We start from the raw sequence: 18,408 nt of genomic DNA on the forward strand, positions 1-18,408 counted from the left end.
AAGAGAACATCTTGCATACAAGGGGAGTACGGAATGAAACTGGGATGGTTAATCACCTTATCATCAGGTCTTGTGGCCACATCGGCATTGGCGCAGGAAAACCCCATTCAGCACGACGCCGAATTTTACGTTCTGCAGGCCCAGCACGCCGACCAATGGGCACAGGATGATGCTGCTGTAAACGAAGCATTGGCCGCGTTTAGGGACGGCAACGGTGGCAATCCTCCGAACATCATCAGCGTGTTGATCGATGATTTGGGCTTTGGCGACATGGGCATCCCCGAATTGAACGCAGTGCGGGGCTATGAGACGCCAAACATCAACGATTTCTCGGATCAGGCCATGCGAATGGTGCGTATGTACACTGAGCCATCATGCACGCCGACCCGTGTGGCACAGATGACTGGGCGTTTGCCGGTAAGGATGGGGATGGGCGACACCGCCGTGGATATAGCAGGGTTTGGCTTGCCTGGCGATGAGGTCACCCTACCGGAAGTTTTGAAACAGGCGGGCTATGCCACAAGCCATGTGGGAAAATGGCACATGGGGGACATCGCTGAAAGCTGGGCCATGAACCAAGGCTTTGACTACGCCCAAATGGCCGTACATCAGCAAGGACAACTGACCATTTTCAACGATGATGCCATAAAGGAACAGGTATCTGTCGCGATCCGCGATTATGACGACAAATACACTTTGGACAATTGGTTCAGACCTGATGCATCCGCGATGATGACAGTAATCGAAGGCGAGGCCGACGGTCCGATCCGCGAAATCCGCATGGAAACAGGCGAACGTTGGAATGCCGCCAAATACGACGAGATGAACCAAGCCTTTCAGGACAAAACCCTATCTGAACTTGAGCGTTTGGCCGGCGATGAAGAACCTTTCTTTCTCCAATATTGGCCAATGATTCCCCTGGATAACACGCGTGCTGGTCGTGACGGACCCGAAAGCGCCAACGGCGGGCTGTATGTCGACAAAATGCAGTTGCTGGATCAATGGCTTGGTGACCTATTCGCCAAAGTGGACGAGCTTGGGTTAACCGAGAACACCATCATTGTCGTAATGGGCGACAATGGCCATTTCACCAAGTATTCTCCGCAATCAGGGTTCACCCCAATGATCTTCCGCGGTGGAAAAGCTGACACGACAGAAGGTGGCGTTCGTGTTGATGCCTTTATTCGCTGGCCGGGAATGATTGAAGAAGACGCATTGTTGAACAGCATTGTTCATGTCTCTGATATGTACACAACGTTTGCGCGGTTTGCTGGTGCGGAAGAGTTCATCCCTCGCGACCGGCTTGTCGATGGTGTGGACCAGTCGGCCGCACTTCTTTTTGCCGATGAATCCAAAGCACGCCGGGATCACGTGATCATCTACTCGGTCGCCAAGCCCGAAGCCATCGTCAAGGATCAGCTCAAGCTCAAGCTGCCAGGACCCGGTGAAAGCCCGATTGTTGCCAAGTTTTTCGACCTATATCGCGACACGCGTGAGGAGTATTCGGTGTCGACCGAAGTTGGTGCCTGGGGTGGACAGGAGTTCGTTCGGATTCTCGGGCGCCACAATGCGCGAAAGGAAAAATTCCCGGATACTCCTCCGGCCACGGGTGTTCCGTACGAGGGCATCGACAACATCCGCCCCGAGACACAGCAAGCGGTTGAAGCGTTCCTGGTCAAACGCCAATCGTCACAACAATAAGCTTAGACTGCCCGCAGTATTTCCGCGGGCGGCCTTTTCAACTGACAGCAGGTAAGGCGATGGCTGGAAACATAATCTTCGCACTTGGCATAGTGGTGTCGCTTGGCATTGGCTTTGTCTATTTCCGCGATCTGGGCGACATCTCGCAAATGCTGTTGAAGGTGAAGCGCGAGAATATGGTGCGGTTCATCCGGCATGAATACCGCCTGATCGGTATCGGGTTGGGTGCATTTGCCGTCTCCACGCTGACCTTTCTCTTTTTGGGTGGCGGGTCGTTCTGGTTGTGGGCTTTGTCTGCGTTGCTGGTGCTGTTCTTTTACGGCTTCCCTTTTGTCTGGGTGCATCTGGGCCTGCGTAACCAGTTGAACGACGCGGCCTTCTTTCCGATCAGCGAGGCCCGCAAATATGTTGGCCCAACCGCGCCGGTCATCGTGATGGATAACAACGGCCATGCCCGCGCGCACCCGGATGCACAGATCATGCGACCTCATCTGGCCGGTGACGTCGATGGGTTGGGCGGTGAAGATGTGGTGATGACCTATTGCGCAATGGCCAACCTCGGCCAGGGATACACCCCACGGATCGAGGGCAAGCGGCTGGACCTTGAGGTGCTGGCCCAGCACGGCAACAACCTGATCCTGCGCGACAATGAATCCGGCGAACCGATCCAGCATATCTATGGCTTCCGCGAGGCCGACCGCGACCCGAACGCAGATGGGCTCGCCTGCCCCCTGCGCCCCGAGGCGCAGATGAAGCCCTGGCCGACCTACCGGATGACGTTCCGAGGATTCCAAAAGGCCTTTCCCGACGGCGAAGTCTTTCTGAACAAACCCTCGTCCAATCCTCTGCTGCGGCTGCTGGACATGGTGACCGAGATCACCTTTGGCTGGGGCATCGGCCGCCAGCATCAGGAAGAAGCACCCGTAATGGACAATATGGATCGTTCCGATGACCGGCTGCCCAACAAGACCTATGTCTGGGGGATCACAATCGGCAAGGATGCCGCCTGCTGGACGGATGATTTCGTCACCGACAACAACTGGATCGTCAACGCCACCGTCGGTGGCCGCGATGTCGTAGTCAGTTTGGACCCGAAATACGAAAGCTTGGGCGTGTGGTATAATGACAGTGGTCAGCCCGTTTCACATTGCGATTTCTGGGGTGTGTCGGACCAGGGTCAGTTGCAACGGGTAGAAACTCTGCGGGCCGGAGTATTCTGGCACGTCTGGTCCGAGTTTTTCCCGGACACTGACATAAATCGCGTCGGCTCGGGCGCAACGGACTCTAAGGACGTAGCGGCATAGGACCCATTTCGGAAACACATAATTTAAGACAGAAATAGTGAGGGACAGAATGGTACAATCCAAAAAAACAAGGCTCGGCACCGTCGCAGCGGCCTTACTGACATCCGTGGCAGCACCCACCTCGGCGCAGCAGTCCGATTGGTCTTACGAGGCCACTATCTATCTGTTCATGCCCGAGACCGAGACCAGCATTGAAACCCCTAGGGGTACGCTTGACGCGACACTTAGCTTTACAGACGCGCTGGAAAACCTCGACTTTGCGTTCATGGGCGCGCTGGCGGCAACAAACGGGCAATGGAGCGTGCTGGCCGACTATAACTATACCAACTTGTCTTTTGGCGATACCGGGCCTGGCGGCGGCGACCTTGAAACTTCGGTCAAGACACAGTTCCTGACGGCCTTATTGGGTTACCGAGTGCGCAATGATCCAACCGTCAAGGTGGACCTTGCGGGCGGCTTCAGGTGGTACAGTACCGACACTGATTTCTCGCTGACACCTGTGGGAGGTCCCGCCTTTACCTCTACTGCCGACGAAAGTTGGGTCGACCCGGTAGTTGGGGTCCGGGCACGGTTTACGCTATCCGATTCATGGACCAGCACCGCTTATGTGGATTACGGAGGATTTCGCAGCGGCAGCCAGACCTGGTCGGTTCTGCTGACTGCAGACTACATCATAAACGACAGGTGGATGCTGCGGGGTGGATACCGTTACATATCTTTCGACCACGATATTGACGGCAATGATTACGAATTCGATCAATCCGGCCCGCTGATAGGTGCTACTTACCGGTTCTGAGTGCGCAATCTTTAACAACCGGGGTTACGACAGATGCGCTGTGGCCTCAATCTCAACCATGGCTTCGTCTTCGACCAAACCGGCAACGATGATCATCGACATGGCGGGGAAGTGCCTGCCAAACACCTCTCGGTAGGCTGCGCCGACTTCGGCCTGTTTTGCCAGGTATTCGCTTTTGTCGATGACAAACCAGGTCAAGCGGGTCACGTCGGTTACCTCACCACCTGCGGCTTCGACAATGTCCACGATATTTTGCAGGGCCTGTTTCATCTGGCCAATAAAGCTGCCGTTGACGAATTCCTTGTTCGCGTCCCATCCGATCTGGCCGCCAATATGCAAGGTTCCATCCTTGGTCAGAACGCCGTTCGCATAGCCTTTGGCCGGAAGCCAGCCGTCGGGCTGAATGATCTTATGGCTCATGTCGCGTCCTTTCTGAATGTTTCCAGCTTGCTGCGGATGGTATCTGGCCAAGCCTCGGGGCGGCCATCGGCGTTGATGTGGACCAATGTCGCCAAAGTTGCCAGCCGCACCTCATCCCCACAACGGGCGGTCATCGTGTACCCCGCCGAGCTGTTGCCGATCTGTGTGATTTCAAGTTGGAAAACCAATTGGTCTCCATGGCGGCTGGGTGCGGGAAACTGGGTCTGGATCTGAACAGTTGGTACGGCACCTGCGCGATGCAGATCGTGGAACGGCGCGTTCAAGCCCTGATCAAAGAACGCCTCGACGCAATCATTGATCATCTCGAAGTAACGCGGAAAGAACACGATCCCGGCAGGGTCGCAATGTTTGAACAAGACTTTTTGATGAAACTCAAACGCCATCAGACCCCCACATATTTTTCGGAAATTTCAGGGGTCAGGTCAGTGATGGTACCGGTCCAGACAGTGCGGCCCCGCTCCAGAATGACCGCTTTGTCAGACACAGCCGCCAACTCCTTTAACGATTTGTCGATCAGCAGGATCGCCACGTTGGTCTCTTGCCGCAGGCGGTGCAGCGCTGCCCAGATTTCCTGCCGGACGATCGGGGCAAGCCCCTCGGTAGCCTCATCCAGGATCAGCAGTCGGGGGTTAGTCATCAGCGCGCGGCCTATCGCCAGCATCTGCTGCTCTCCTCCCGACAGGGAAACCGCCCGTTGCCCCTGCCGTTCACCCAACCGGGGAAACAACTCGGTCACACCACGCAGGGTCCAATCCCCTGGACGTGCCGCCGCAATCAAGTTTTCACGCACAGTCAGGTCGGCAAAACAGCGGCGCCCTTCGGGCACCAGCCCCACGCCTTTGCGCGCGACCTTGTGACTGGGCAACGCATGCAGGTCCTGACCGTCCAGCGTCAGCGTGCCGTCTGACCGGATCATCCGGCAAATGGCCTTTACCGTGGTGGTCTTACCCATCCCGTTTCGCCCCATCAGGGCAGTGACCTCACCCTGCGCAATCTCAAGATCCACACCAAACAGGGCCTGACTGACACCGTAAGAGGCGCTGAGGTTTTCTATCCGCAGCAGACTCATGCCTCGTCCCCCAGATAGGCGTCGCGCACTTCGCGGCTGGTGCGGATTTCGTCCGCCGTGCCCGTGGCGATGACCTTGCCATAGACCAGCACGCTGATCCGATCGGCCAACGCAAAAACCGCGTCCATGTCGTGCTCGACTAGCAAAATGGGCGCTTCCTGTCTCAGCCCGTCAAGAAAACCCGTCAGCCGTTTCGACCCTCCGGCACCAAGCCCGGCCATTGGCTCGTCCATCACAAAGGCTTTTGGGGACAAGGTCAAAGCAACTGCAACCTCCAATTGCCGCCGCTGACCATGGCTGAGGTTGGCACAGCGCGTATCGCGGTCATCGCTGAGGCCCACGCGCTCCAACGCTGCCTCGGCCCGCTCGCGTAGCGCGGGCCGTTTCAGGGCAGGTCGCCAAAACCGCCAAGCCATATGTTCGGCGCCCATCGCGCCCAGCACGGCGTTTTCCAGAACGGTGTCTTCCATGCACAATTGGGAAATCTGAAAGGTGCGCCCCAGCCCGGCCCGCGCCCGCGCCTGCGTGCTATGCCCTGAGACATCTTGACCATTCAGCTGGACCCGTCCGGAATCTGGCTGCAACCCACCGCAAATCTGTTGGATCAGCGTCGATTTGCCCGCCCCGTTTGGGCCGATGATCGCATGGATTTCGCCGGGTATCAGGTCAATCGACACGTCGTCCGTGGCCTTGAGTGCGCCAAAGCTTTTGTTCAGGTTCAGCGTGGAAAGGACGGGATCAGACATGTGCCCCCTCTTTCCCGGTCAGCAGACCGATCAGCCCCCCACGCCCGAACAACACAATGCACAGCAGGACCACGCCCAGGTAGACGTGCCAGAAGTCAGTTAGCTCGCCCAAAAAATGTTCCAACGCGACAAAGACGCAGGCCCCGATGACCGGCCCCATCAAGCGCCCCACCCCTCCGATGATGATCAGCACGATCAATTCGCCCGACAATTGCCAACTGAACATCGTGGGGGAGACAAAGCGGTTCAGGTCTGCAAACAGCGCTCCTGCCAACCCGGTGATTGCCCCCGAAAGGACAAAGGCCAACAGCTTCAACCGCATCGGGTTCAGGCCCACGGTCTCAACCCGAGTGGGCGTCTGACGCGCCGCGTTCAGCGCCAACCCGAAGGGTGAGCCCTGAAGGCGGGCGAACAGAAATAGCACCACACAAAGCAGCGTGAAACAGATGCCATAGAACTGGATCGGTGCTAGTGTGTTCAGACCAGGAAAGTCGTTGCGGACATAGATCGACAGCCCATCCTCACCCCCGTACTGCGCCCAGGAGATCGCGAAGTAGAAAAACATCTGCCCAAAGGCGAGCGTGATCATGATGAAATACACCCCGGACGTGCGCAGCGACAGCAGCCCGATAAAGAACGCCACCATCCCTGAAAGGATCATCGCCACCAGCCAGATCACCGGCATAGCTTTGGTGCCATCGGTGGTGAATAGTCCCAGATCAAGCGCCGTGTAGGTCTGCGCGTGATAGGCAAGGATGCCCATCGCGTACCCTCCGATCCCAAAGAACACGGCATGACCAAAGCTGACCATGCCGCCGATCCCAAGGATGATGTTTAACCCCACCGCCGCCAGCGCAAGGATCACAGCTCGCGTCACCAGTGTGATCGTAAAGGGCTGGTCTGCCATAGCAGCCCAAAGCGGCAGTGCCAGCAGACCCGCGATCATCAAGGCGTTGAGGTATGTCTCATTCAACCTCATGCGCGTGCTCCGAACAACCCGGTGGGTCGCCAGATCAGCACCAGCCCCATCAGCACATAAATCCCCATCGAGGCCAGCGCCGAGCCGCTTTTCTGTGCCGCGCCATTGTCCATGAACAGCTTGAACAATTCGGGCAGGAACACCCCGCCCAGCGTGTCGGTCAGCCCGACCAGTAGCGCGCCGATAAAGGCACCACGAACTGAACCGATCCCGCCGATGACAATGACCACAAAGGCCAGGATCAACACCGGTTCTCCCATCCCGACCTGAACCGATTGAATCGCCCCGACCAAAGCGCCGGCCAATCCGGCCAGCGCCGCGCCCAGCGCAAAAACCAGCGTGTAGAGTTTCGAGATATCGACGCCCAGTGCCGCGATCATCTCACGATCATTCTCTCCCGCTCGTATTTGAATGCCTAGACGGGTGCGTTCAATCAGCACCCAAAGACCCACAGCCACGGCTAGCCCGATGCCAATCAGGGTCAGACGATACAGCGGGTATTCGATCCCGCCCGGCAAAGTGACAGGTCCGGACAGCGCGTCGGGAATGTCCAGAAACAGCGGAAAAGAGCCAAAGACCCAGCGTGTTCCTTCAGAAAAGATCAGGATCAGCGCAAAGGTGGCCAGCACCTGATCCAGATGCGGCGCGTTATACAATCGCCGGATCACCACCATCTCGACAATCGCTCCGGCCAGCGCTGCGGCGGCCAGGGCGGCAACCAGCGCCAGCAGGAAAGACCCAGTTGCGCCCGCCACAACCGCCGCCGCAAAAGCCCCCACCATATACAGCGAGCCATGGGCCAGATTGATAAGACCCATCACGCCGAAAATCAGCGTCAGACCAGCCGCCATCAGGAACAGCATCACACCGAACTGCAGCCCGTTAAGGATCTGCTCGATAATCAGGATCGAGGACATGGGAACTCCGGTGGCCTGCCCGCCCCGCAATCGGGGGCAGGCAGAGGGTCAGTTACATTTTGCACTCGGCCGCATATGCGTCAGAGTGGTTTTCCAGCGCAACGCCGAGGATCTTGTTGGTGAATACGTCACCTTCCTTGATCACTTCACGCGCATAGATGGTCTGAACCGGGTGATGGTTTGGGCCAAAGCTGAAATCGCCGCGGGTGCTGTCGAACTCGGCCGCTCGCAGCGCCTCACGGAAAGCATCGGCATCTGACGGGTCGGCCTTGTCCAGCGCCGACAGCAGCAGATTGGCGGTGTCAAACCCTTGACTTGCGTAGAGCGAAGGCAGACGTCCGTATTCCGCCTGAAAGCTTTCCACAAACGCCGCATTGGTCGGGTTGTCGATATCCTTGTTCCACTGGGAGGTGTTCACCACACCCATTGCCGCATCACCAACTGCCTGCAGGATGCCCTGATCAAAGCTGAAGGCCGGACCGACCACGGGCAGGTCGATCCCACTGTCGGCATATTGCTTGAGGAAGGAAATCCCCATACCGCCCGGCAGGAAGAAGAACACACTGTCTGCATCGCTAGCCCGGATTTGGGCGATTTCAGCAGCATAGTCGGTCTGTCCCAGTTCGGTATAAATTTCACCGGCCAAGTCACCCTCGAAGAACCGCTTATAGCCGGTCAAGGCATCCACGCCAGCCGGATAGTTCGGGGCCAGAATGAAACTGTTCTTATAGCCCGCACCGTTGGCATAGGCCCCGGCGGCCTCGTGCAGGTTGTCGTTCTGCCAGGCGACGTTGAAATAGTTCTGATGGCAACCTTTCCCGGCCAAGGGAGACGGGCCCGCATTGGGCGACAAATAGAACACGTTCTGGTTCACAGCCGCAGGCACAACCGCCATGGCAAGGTTGGACCAGATGATACCGGTCATCACATCGACCCGTTCGGATTGGATCATCTTGTCCGACAACTGCACGGCGATGTCGGGCTTGCGCTGGTCGTCTTCGATTACAACCTCAATATCGTCGCGGCCCGATTGCGCGATGGCCAGCATGAACCCGTCCCGCACATCGATGCCCAACCCGGCCCCGCCGCCGGACAGCGTGGTGATCATCCCGACCTTGACCTCGGCCACCGCACCGGTGGCGCACAGCGCGGAAACCGCAGCGGCCGCTAGAAACTTTTTCATCTTCATCTCCCTTCGTTGGTCTTTCGAACGCGCCTTTTGCCAATCTTCCCCGCGTTCAGCCTATGCCCCTGACAGGGCGTTCTTTTTTGTTATGCCGCTATTCACACCGATCACGCCCCGTTCGTCGAGGGGGATTTCAACCTGAAGCGCTGAATTTTTCCCGTCGCAGTCTTTGGCAACGCGTCGCAGAACCGGATCGAGCGTGGGTACTTGTAGGGCGCGATTACGGATTTGACATGAGTTTGCAGCGCCTCGCGCAGGGTATCTTCTGCCACAGCACCTTCGGTCAGCACGACATGCGCCTCGACAATTTCGCCCCGATCCGGGTCTGGGGCACCGATCACGGCGCATTCCAGAACAGCCTCATGCGCCAGCAGCGCGGCTTCGACCTCGGGGCCTGCGATGTTGTACCCGGCCGAGACGATCATATCATCATTGCGTGCCGCGAAATGGAAATAGCCACCCTCGTCCTGATAGAAACTGTCGCCGGTGATGTTCCAGCCGTCGTGAACATAATCCTTTTGACGATCATCATTCAGATATCGGCAGCCGGTCGGGCCTCGCACCGCCAACCGGCCGATGTCACCCGTTTTGGCCTCGGTCCCGTCGCGGTTCAAAACCTTCGCTTCGTACCCTTTGACCGGCCTTCCGGTGCAAGCGGGCCGGTGATCATCGAACCGGTTTGAGATGAAGATATGCAGCAATTCCGTGGCCCCGATGCCATCGAGCATCGGCTTGCCTGTACGTGCAATCCAGTCGTCATAGACGGGTTTGGGCAACGTCTCGCCCGCCGAAACGGCAGCGCGCAGGCTGGACAGATCGGCCCCGTCATCCATCGCTTGCAACATGACCCGATAGGCGGTTGGAGCTGTGAAACAGACGGTGGCTTTATACTTCTCGATGATCTCGATCATACCGGAGGGAGAGGCTTGTTCCAGCAAGGTCGCCGTTGCCCCAAATCGCAGTGGAAACACCGCCAGTCCACCCAGCCCGAAAGTGAATGCCAATGGAGGGGACCCGACAAAGACGTCCTCAGGCTGCACGTTCAGAACCTCGCGCGCATAACCATCGGCGATGATCATCAGATCGCGGTGAAAGTGCATCGTGGCCTTGGGCTCTCCGGTCGAACCTGAGGTGAATCCCAGAAGGGCAACGTCATCGCGACCCGTTTGCACGCATTCGAACTGAACCGGTTTTTCCAGCGCCAGACGATCAAGTTCGGCATCGTGGTTTGAGGTGCCGTCGAACCCCACGACGCGCTCTAGGAACCGGCTACCCTGTGCGCAGGTTTCCATTTCCTCCATCAAACGCGTATCGCAGAGGGCGAACTGGATCTCGGCCTTGTCCACATGTTTGGTCAACTCTCCCGCCCGCAGCATGGGCATAGTGTTGACGACCACGGCCCCAACTTTGGTCGCGGCCAGCCAGCAGGCCACCATGGCCGGGTTATTTGCCGAACGGATCAACACACGGTTACCGGGCTGTACTCTTATATCTTCGACCAGCACATGCGCCAGACGGTTGGTCCAGTCGGTAAGCTCTTTGTAGGTCCTCTGCCGCCCGTTTCCGATCAGCGCGATATTGTCGCCAAACCCCTTGTCCACCATCGCATCGGTCAGCTCATACGCAGCATTCAGAAGGTCGGGATAGTCGAACCCGTCCAACAGAAAATCTGGCCACTGCTCCTCGGACGGCAAGCTATCGCGGCTGAACGTATCGATATGTGCGGACGGTCCCAACATCACTTCCCCTCCCTATGCGCGGCCATTGCCTGACGGGCGATGACCACTTTCTGAACGTCCGAGGCACCCTCGTAGATGCGCAACGCCCGGATTTCACGGTACAGCGCCTCGACCGGCATGCCCGATCGGACACCATCACCGCCGAACAGCTGTACCGCCTTGTCGATGACCTGCTGCGCGTGGTCGGTGGCAAAAAGCTTGGCCATTGCGGCCTCACGTGTGATCCGTGGTGCCCCACTGTCTTTGGTCCAGGCGGCGCGGTAGACCAGCAGCGCCGCCGCATCGACGTCCAGCGCCATATCGGCGATGTGACCTTGCACCATCTGCAGATCGAACAGCGGCGCGCCTTGCACATGCCGGGTACTGACCCGCGTCAACGCTTCATCCAACGCGCGCCGGGCGAACCCCAACGCCGCGGCCGCCACAGTCGAGCGAAACACATCCAGCACCGACATGGCGATCTTAAACCCGGCACCGGGCGCGCCGATCATCGCCGACGCTGGGATGCGCGTATCAGAAAACCGCAGTGTCGCCAGCGGATGCGGAGCGATGGTGTGCAGCTGTTCGGCAACCTCAAACCCCGGCAAGTCGGGTGTTACCACAAAGGCGGACAATCCCTTAGCACCCGGCGCCTCGCCCGAGCGGGCGAACAGTGTGTAGACATCGGCAAGGCCCCCGTTCGATATCCAAGTCTTTTCGCCGTTCAGAACATAGTGATCGCCATCTCGTATTGCGGTCATAGTAGAATTCGCCACATCCGATCCTGACTGTGGCTCGGTCAGCGCAAAGGCTGAAATCGCCTGCCCGCTGCGCGTTTTTGGCAACCATTCGGCCTTTTGCTGGGGTGAGCCGAACAGGGAAATCGCACCGGTGCCAAGGCCCTGCATGGCAAAGGAAAAATCGGCTAACCCATCATACCGGGCAAGGATTTCCCGGGTCAGACACAAAGTCCGCACATCCAACTGGCCGTCTTCATCCGCAGTTGGCTGCAGCAGCCCCGCCGCACCCAAGTCGCGCACCAGCGCGCGGCAGGCGGCATCCGTGTCCGCGTGGTCGACCTTTAGCTCCTGCACGACCTCTTCGACTCGCGCGGCCCAGCTGCGGTGGCGTGGCTCGAAAAATGGCCATGACAGGAAGCTGCGATCTGCCATCAATCCCCCTCGAACTCTGGTTTTTCTTTGGCGACAAAGGCGTTGTAGGCACGCTCAAAATCGCCGGACTGCATGCAGATGGCCTGCGCTTGTGCCTCGGCTTCGATGGCCTGTTCGATCGACATGGACCATTCCTGCGCCAACATGGTTTTGGTCATCATATGCGCGAAATTCGGTCCCGCAGAGATACGCCGGGCCATGTTCTGCGCCGCGCCCTCAAGCTGATCCGCCTCGACCACGCTGTTGTAGAACCCCCAGCCAAGCCCCTCCTCGGCGCTCATAGACCGCCCGGTATAGAGCAGCTCTGCCGCCCGCCCCTGCCCGATGATACGGGGCAAGATGGCACAGGCTCCCATGTCACAACCAGCCAGCCCAACCCGTGTGAACAGAAAGGCGCATTTCGCCTGTGGTGTGGCGATACGCAGATCGGATGCCATGGCGATGATTGCTCCAGCCCCAACGCAGATACCGTCCACCGCCGCAATCACCGGCTTACCGCAATTCACCATCGCCTTGACCAGATCGCCGGTCATGCGGGTAAAGGCCAACAACTCTTTCATATTCATGCGGGTCAGCGGGCCGATGATGTCATGCACATCGCCACCTGAGCTAAAATTGCCACCATTCGACGCAAAGACCACGGCGTCCACATCATCGACATAGACCAGATCGCGAAACCAGTCGCGCAGCTCGGCATAGCTGTCGAAGGTCAGCGGGTTTTTCCGCTCAGGCCGGTCCAAGCTGACCGTGGCAACGCGGCCCTGCACCTCACACTGGAAATGTTTGACGTCACGGATCATTAGGCTCCTCCGGCAGGCTGAATTCGGTGGTGAGCGTCCTTGCATCCTCGGCCGAGAATTGGCCCAGCATATCGGCGATCCATGCCTCATGCGCAGCGGCCTGGCGGGCGAATTCCGCGCGGCCCTTTTGGGTCATACACACGCGATGGGCGCGGCGGTCTCCGGGCACCGGCACCCGCACCAGCAGACCATCGTCAGCCAGCCGGTCCACGATCCCGGTCACGTTGCCATTGGAGACGCGCAGCACGCCCGAAATCTCGCTCATTTTCAGGCCGCCCTCAAAGCGCGAGAGCGCTGCCATCACGTCGAACCGGGGCAAGGTCGTGTCGAACTCGGCCCGGAAATTCTCACGCAGTTTGGCCTCGATACCTCGGGTGGTTTTCAACAGACGCAACCACAGACGTAGCCGTTCTTTCGAGGCATCCTCAAGCGGGGGGTGTGCAAGGGTCGGGGTCATATTTCACCTCCCGAAAGGCTGAGCGTGTGTCCGTTCACGGATTTCGCAGCGTCCGAGCACAGCCATTTCACTGCGCTGGCGACCTCATCCGTTTCGATAAACCGGCGTTGGGGGTTGCCCCGGTGAAGCGAGGCGGCGGCGTCCTCTGCGCTCATCCCCGTTTTTTCGACGATGGTTTCGATCGAACGTTCCAGCATCGGCGTGTCTACAAAACCGGGGCACACGGCGTTGACGGTGATCCCGGTCGGGGCCAGTTCAACTGCCAGCGCGCGGGTAAGGCCGATAACCCCGTGTTTCGCGGCGCAATAACCAGAGACGTAAGGATAGCCTTTCAATCCCGCTGTCGAGGCGATGGCGACCAGACGCCCGGCGCCCGCCGTCTGCATGTCTGCCAGCCCGGCCTGCCAGACGTTGAACACACCGATCAAGTTGACCTCGGTCATGCCGCGCAGGTCATCCGCCGTCATTTTGGCAAACGGCACCGAATGCGCCGCGCCTGCATTGGCGATGACCGCCGTGACCGGGCCGCGTTGGGCGCGGGCGGACTCGAAAGCGGCCTGTACTTGCACCGTGTCGGTCACATCGCAGACTTCGAAAGGTAGCCTCTGCTGCTGCAAGGTGGCCTCGGTCCGACCCAAAAGAGTGATCGCCACGCCATCCTCTGCAAACGTCTTCGCAATCGCTGCACCGACCCCGGTGCCACCGCCTGATATGACCACATGACTCATACCTTACCTGCCATTTCCGCGTCGCGGTCGGCCAGACGCCAGGCCTGATCGCGCCCAGCCTCATAGGGTTTTGGCCAGATCTCCTGCCGGTCGCCCAGCGCCGTGGCTGCGTGCAGGGTCCAATAGGGGTCGTTCAGATGCGGTCTGGCCAGACAGACCAGATCAGCGCGCCCGGCCATCAAGATCGAATTGACATGGTCGGCCTCGTAGATATTGCCAACTGCCATTGTCTTGATGCCACGTTCATTGCGGATACGGTCCGAGAATGGGGTCTGGAACATCCGCCCATAAACCGGCTGCGCCTGTGTCGAGGTCTGGCCTGCGGACACATCCACGATATCCGCCCCCGCCGCATCGAACATCGCCGCGATCTCAACGGCCTCTTCCGGTGTGATGCCGTTTTCACCCGCCCAGTCACTGGCCGATATACGCACTGCCATCGGCTTGGCCTCGGGCCAGACCGCGCGCATGGCCGCGAACACCTCAAGCGGGTAACGCATGCGGTTTTTCAGGCTGCCGCCATAGTCGTCGTCTCGTGTGTTTGAAAGCGGAGAGATGAAGGACGAGATCAGATACCCATGAGCCGCGTGCAGTTCTATCATGTCGAACCCGGCGCGATCAGCCATTTGGACGGCTGCTGCGAACTCAGCCATGACGCGATCCATATCCCACCGATCCATCGCTTTGGGTATGGCGTTGTCGTCTGACCACGCAATGGCCGAGGCGGAGATCAGGGGCCAGTTGCCTTCCTCCAACGGCTGATCCATGCCCTCCCACCCGATGCGCGTCGATCCTTTGCGCCCGGCATGACCGATCTGGCAGCAAATCTTGGCGTCGGTCTCGGTGTGGACAAAATCGGTCAGGCGGCGCCATGCCGCCTCATGCTCGGGCGCATACAGACCGGGACAACCTGGCGAGATGCGACCATCGGCACTTACACAAGTCATCTCGGTATAGACCAGCCCTGCCCCGCCCTTGGCGCGCTCGCCATAGTGGATCAGATGCCAGTCGGTTGGGCAGCCATCCACGGCCTTGTACTGTGCCATGGGTGAGACCACGATCCGGTTCTTCAACTCCATCCCACGCAGACGGAATGGCGCAAACATGGGCGCGCGGGCGGGAGCGTTGATCCCGACCCCGGCTTGCGCCATGAACCAGGCCTCGGCCCGGCCCAGCCACCCAGCATCGCGTTCGCGCAGGTTTTCATGGCTGATCCGTTGCGACCGGGTCAGCATGGAATAGTTCAGCTGCACGGAATCCAGATCCAGATAGCGTTCAACATCCTCGAACCACTCAACCGAGTTCCGCGCCGCCGATTGCAGTCGCAGTACTTCGAGCCGCCGTTCGTCTTCATAACGGGCAAAGGCAGCCTCAAGCGTATCTTCGCTGTGGATATACTCGGCCAGCGCAATCGCGCTTTCCAACGCCAATTTGGTTCCCGACCCGATCGAGAAATGCGCCGTAGCCGCAGCATCCCCCAGCAAAACGACGTTGTCGTGGCTCCATTTCTCACACAGCACGCGCGGAAACCGCAGCCAGGCTGAGCCACGGATATGGTTGGCATTGGTCATCAGAGCATGCCCGCCCAGATGATCCTTGAAGATGTCTTGGCAAACGGCAATCGAGTCCTGCTGGCTCATCTTGTCAAAGCCATAGGCATCGAATGTCTCTTGTGTGCATTCGACAATGAAAGTCGCGGTGTCTGGATCGAATTGATAGGCATGGGCCCAAACCCAGCCCCTATCGGTCTTCTCGAAGATAAAGGTAAATGCGTCGTCGAATTTCTGGTGCGTTCCCAGCCACACAAACTGACACAGGCGCTGGTCGATATCCGGTTTGAACACATCCGAAAACTCGGCGCGGGTTTTCGAATTCAGCCCGTCCGACGCAATGACGACGTCATAGTTGGCCATATAGTCCAAGGCGGATGCAGCCTCGGTTTCGAACCGCATCTTCACATCCAATTCGCGGGCGCGGGCCTGCAGGATCAGCAACAGCTGCTTGCGCCCGATGCCGCAGAACCCATGCCCGCCAGACACAGTGCGCTGGCCTTTGTGAACCAGCGCCACATCGTCCCAATAGGCAAACTGTTCCCGAATTCTCTCAGCGCTGATCGGATCGTTGACCGCCAGATTGTCCAACGTTTCATCGGACAGAACGACGCCCCAGCCAAAGGTGTCATCGGGTCGGTTGCGCTCGATCACCTCAATCTCGGCCGCCGGATTTCGAAGCTTCATCGAAATCCCGAAATAAAGACCCGCCGGTCCGCCGCCAAGGCAAGCAATGCGCATCGCTAAACTTCCCTTCATCCGTCTGAATACCTGAAACGCTAGACCGAGTCGCCGATCCCTTCAAGTTAAAATATTTTATGCTTGAAGTTTTTTTGCGAGAAGTTACGCTTTCAATTATTCTCCAAAACGTCGGGTGGCCGGATGGTGGTGCGTGTCGAAACAAAGGACGATTTGGCGGTTGTGACGATCGACAACCCGCCTGTGAACGCGGCCAGTCAGGCAGTGCGCGCGGGGCTGTTGGCAGCCATTGCCGAGACCGAAGCGAACACCTCTGCCAAGGCCGTCATACTGTGCGCTGAAGGTCGGACATTCACTGCTGGTGCGGATGTACACGAGTTTAACAAGCCGCCAATGGAACCCCACCTGCCGGACGTCATCCAGGCGATTGAAGACACAATAAAGCCCTGGGTCGCGGCACTGCACGGTTCAGTCCTTGGCGGTGGACTTGAGATCGCGCTTGGGTGCAGTCACCGCGTGGCGCTGCGCAGCACCAGGTTTGGCCTGCCCGAGGTGACGCTGGGCCTGATCCCTGGCGCGGGCGGCACCGTTCGACTACCGCGCCTGATCGACCCGCTTGAGGCGCTGAACATGGTGACCAGCGGTAAGCCGATCTCTGCTACGACGGCGCTGAACCTAGGTCTGATTGACGATATCGCCGACGGTGACCTGATGGCCTGTGCCAGTGCGCTGGCCAGGTCGGCCGCAAACGCTCAGCCTAGAACTACATTGCGGCACCGGAACGCCAAACCAGTTATGGATCCAACAGCCTGGGAAGCAGCAAGGGCCCGCGTCATCTCAAAAGCGCGCGGCGCACATGCGCCTGTCGCAGCGGCCAGGGCAGTGCAAACCGCGCTCGACCTGCCCGCGGATCAAGCTCTGTGTCAAGAGCGTGAGACGTTTTTGGCCCTGAAATCCGACCCGCAAAGCGCGGCCTTGCGATACATCTTCTTTGCTGAAAGATCAGCGTCTAAACTGTCCGAACTGAAGGACATGGAACCCCATCCGCTCACAAGCATCGGCGTGATTGGTGGGGGCACCATGGGGGCCGGAATCGCCGCCGCCTGTTTGTTGGCAGGGCTGCCAGTGACCTTGGCTGAACGGGACGAAGCTGCCCGTGCAGCCGGGCAAGGTCGCATCACAGCCATCCTAGACAACAGCAGAAAGCGCGGCCTGATTGACCAAGACAAGCAGGAGGCTCTGACCGCCGCTTTATCAACCACGACCACATTCGAAGCTCTGACCGAAACCGATCTGATCATCGAGGCTGTATTCGAGGACATGGAGCTGAAAACGCAGGTCTTTCAGGAGCTTGATAAGCATATCCGGCGCGACGCCATTCTAGCCAGCAACACGTCTTATCTGAATATCAGCGCCATGGCCGCCCAAACCAGACACCCCGAACGTGTGATCGGCCTGCACTTTTTCTCACCCGCCCACATCATGAAACTGGTTGAGGTCATCATCCCAGACAATGCCGCCTCATCCGTTGTGGCCACTGGCTTTGCGCTGGCCCACAGGCTTGGAAAGATCGCCGTACCCGCCGGAGTATGTGACGGATTTATCGGCAACCGCATCATGTCTGCCTATCGACGTGAATGCGAATACATGCTCGAAGACGGTGCCCTCCCATGGGACGTTGATCAGGCGATGCGCGATTTTGGTTTTCCCATGGGCGTGTTTGAGATGCAGGACCTTGCGGGCCTCGACATCAGATGGGCCAAGCGCAAAAGCCAAGCCGCGACCCGCGACCCCGCCCAGCGCTATGTTCACATTGCCGACAAGCTGTGTGAGGCGGGACGTTTCGGGCGCAAGGCTAGCCAAGGTTGGTACGATTACGCGGACGACAAAGCGACCCCATCGCAATGGGTGGAAAGCCTTGTTCTCGCGGAATCCGCGCGCAAAAAGATCGCGCGCACTCCGATATCCGACACCGAGATCGTCCAGCGCATTCTGACCACTATGCAGACCGAGGCGCAGGCCCTTTTGACGGAAGGCATAGCGCGGCGCCCCGAGGATATCGACGTGGTCATGGTCAACGGTTATGGCTTTCCACGCTGGCGCGGCGGCCCGATGTTCCTGAAACACCACCCTTAGTTGGATTGA

Annotated in this window: 17 protein-coding genes; 4 read left to right on the forward strand and 13 right to left on the reverse strand. The window is 58.7% G+C overall.

Annotation, left to right across the window (positions count from 1 at the left end; all coding sequences use genetic code 11):
* Positions 1-33: 33 nt before the first annotated feature.
* Genes ACR0AL_RS15080 through ACR0AL_RS15090 form a run of 3 tightly spaced genes read left to right on the forward strand, consistent with a single transcriptional unit; the run spans position 34 to position 3,801 of the window.
* A complete protein-coding gene (locus tag ACR0AL_RS15080) occupies positions 34-1,701 on the forward strand; it encodes a sulfatase-like hydrolase/transferase (RefSeq protein ID WP_170350937.1) in 1,668 nt (555 codons plus the stop codon).
* 59 nt (positions 1,702-1,760) lie between these two features.
* Positions 1,761-3,005: a DUF3179 domain-containing (seleno)protein gene (locus ACR0AL_RS15085; RefSeq protein ID WP_480663651.1), complete on the forward strand. Its 1,245-nt coding sequence runs from the start codon at positions 1,761-1,763 to the stop codon at positions 3,003-3,005.
* A gap of 49 nt (positions 3,006-3,054) precedes the next feature.
* Positions 3,055-3,801, forward strand: coding sequence for an outer membrane beta-barrel protein (locus ACR0AL_RS15090; RefSeq protein ID WP_480663653.1), 747 nt, complete (start codon positions 3,055-3,057; stop codon positions 3,799-3,801).
* Positions 3,802-3,825: 24 nt separating this feature from the next.
* Here ACR0AL_RS15090 and ACR0AL_RS15095 read toward each other — a convergent pair whose 3' ends face one another.
* From ACR0AL_RS15095 to ACR0AL_RS15155, 13 genes are all read right to left on the reverse strand, one after another.
* The gene (locus ACR0AL_RS15095) at positions 3,826-4,221 is read right to left on the reverse strand and encodes a RidA family protein (protein ID WP_480663655.1); all 396 of its coding nucleotides are present in this window, start codon (positions 4,219-4,221) and stop codon (positions 3,826-3,828) included.
* Positions 4,218-4,625, reverse strand: coding sequence for an acyl-CoA thioesterase (locus tag ACR0AL_RS15100; RefSeq protein WP_480663657.1), 408 nt, complete (start codon positions 4,623-4,625; stop codon positions 4,218-4,220). Before ACR0AL_RS15100 ends, ACR0AL_RS15095 begins: the two co-directional genes overlap by 4 nt.
* Complete coding sequence (locus tag ACR0AL_RS15105) at positions 4,625-5,311, reverse strand: ABC transporter ATP-binding protein (protein ID WP_480663659.1); 687 nt, start codon at positions 5,309-5,311, stop codon at positions 4,625-4,627. The genes ACR0AL_RS15100 and ACR0AL_RS15105 overlap by 1 nt, the downstream gene beginning before the upstream one ends.
* Entirely contained in the window at positions 5,308-6,057 is a 750-nt protein-coding gene (locus ACR0AL_RS15110; RefSeq protein WP_480663661.1) for an ABC transporter ATP-binding protein, read from the reverse strand. Before ACR0AL_RS15110 ends, ACR0AL_RS15105 begins: the two co-directional genes overlap by 4 nt.
* Complete coding sequence (locus ACR0AL_RS15115) at positions 6,050-7,036, reverse strand: branched-chain amino acid ABC transporter permease (protein WP_480663662.1); 987 nt, start codon at positions 7,034-7,036, stop codon at positions 6,050-6,052. Before ACR0AL_RS15115 ends, ACR0AL_RS15110 begins: the two co-directional genes overlap by 8 nt.
* Complete coding sequence (locus tag ACR0AL_RS15120) at positions 7,033-7,953, reverse strand: branched-chain amino acid ABC transporter permease (protein ID WP_170362124.1); 921 nt, start codon at positions 7,951-7,953, stop codon at positions 7,033-7,035. The genes ACR0AL_RS15115 and ACR0AL_RS15120 overlap by 4 nt, the downstream gene beginning before the upstream one ends.
* A gap of 52 nt (positions 7,954-8,005) precedes the next feature.
* A complete protein-coding gene (locus tag ACR0AL_RS15125; protein WP_254428557.1) occupies positions 8,006-9,136 on the reverse strand; it encodes an ABC transporter substrate-binding protein in 1,131 nt (376 codons plus the stop codon).
* Between the two features lie 110 nt (positions 9,137-9,246).
* Positions 9,247-10,878 (reverse strand): AMP-binding protein, encoded by a 1,632-nt coding sequence (locus tag ACR0AL_RS15130; RefSeq protein ID WP_480663665.1) that lies wholly within the window; start codon positions 10,876-10,878, stop codon positions 9,247-9,249.
* Positions 10,878-12,029, reverse strand: coding sequence for an acyl-CoA dehydrogenase family protein (locus tag ACR0AL_RS15135; protein WP_480663667.1), 1,152 nt, complete (start codon positions 12,027-12,029; stop codon positions 10,878-10,880). Before ACR0AL_RS15135 ends, ACR0AL_RS15130 begins: the two co-directional genes overlap by 1 nt.
* Positions 12,029-12,829: an enoyl-CoA hydratase family protein gene (locus tag ACR0AL_RS15140; protein ID WP_480663669.1), complete on the reverse strand. Its 801-nt coding sequence runs from the start codon at positions 12,827-12,829 to the stop codon at positions 12,029-12,031. The genes ACR0AL_RS15135 and ACR0AL_RS15140 overlap by 1 nt, the downstream gene beginning before the upstream one ends.
* The gene (locus ACR0AL_RS15145) at positions 12,819-13,286 is read right to left on the reverse strand and encodes a MarR family winged helix-turn-helix transcriptional regulator (RefSeq protein ID WP_170350925.1); all 468 of its coding nucleotides are present in this window, start codon (positions 13,284-13,286) and stop codon (positions 12,819-12,821) included. Before ACR0AL_RS15145 ends, ACR0AL_RS15140 begins: the two co-directional genes overlap by 11 nt.
* Positions 13,283-14,014 carry an SDR family NAD(P)-dependent oxidoreductase gene (locus ACR0AL_RS15150; RefSeq protein ID WP_480663671.1) on the reverse strand — a complete coding sequence of 244 codons (732 nt, stop codon included), beginning with the start codon at positions 14,012-14,014 and terminating at the stop codon, positions 13,283-13,285. The genes ACR0AL_RS15145 and ACR0AL_RS15150 overlap by 4 nt, the downstream gene beginning before the upstream one ends.
* Positions 14,011-16,305 (reverse strand): bifunctional salicylyl-CoA 5-hydroxylase/oxidoreductase, encoded by a 2,295-nt coding sequence (locus ACR0AL_RS15155; RefSeq protein WP_480663673.1) that lies wholly within the window; start codon positions 16,303-16,305, stop codon positions 14,011-14,013. The genes ACR0AL_RS15150 and ACR0AL_RS15155 overlap by 4 nt, the downstream gene beginning before the upstream one ends.
* Before the next feature lie 141 nt (positions 16,306-16,446).
* On the opposite strand from ACR0AL_RS15155, the gene ACR0AL_RS15160 reads away from it, so the two are divergent.
* Entirely contained in the window at positions 16,447-18,399 is a 1,953-nt protein-coding gene (locus ACR0AL_RS15160) for a 3-hydroxyacyl-CoA dehydrogenase NAD-binding domain-containing protein (protein WP_480663675.1), read from the forward strand.
* The last annotated feature ends 9 nt before the right edge of the window (positions 18,400-18,408 follow it).

Source organism: Ruegeria sp. BB1 (assembly GCF_056539465.1).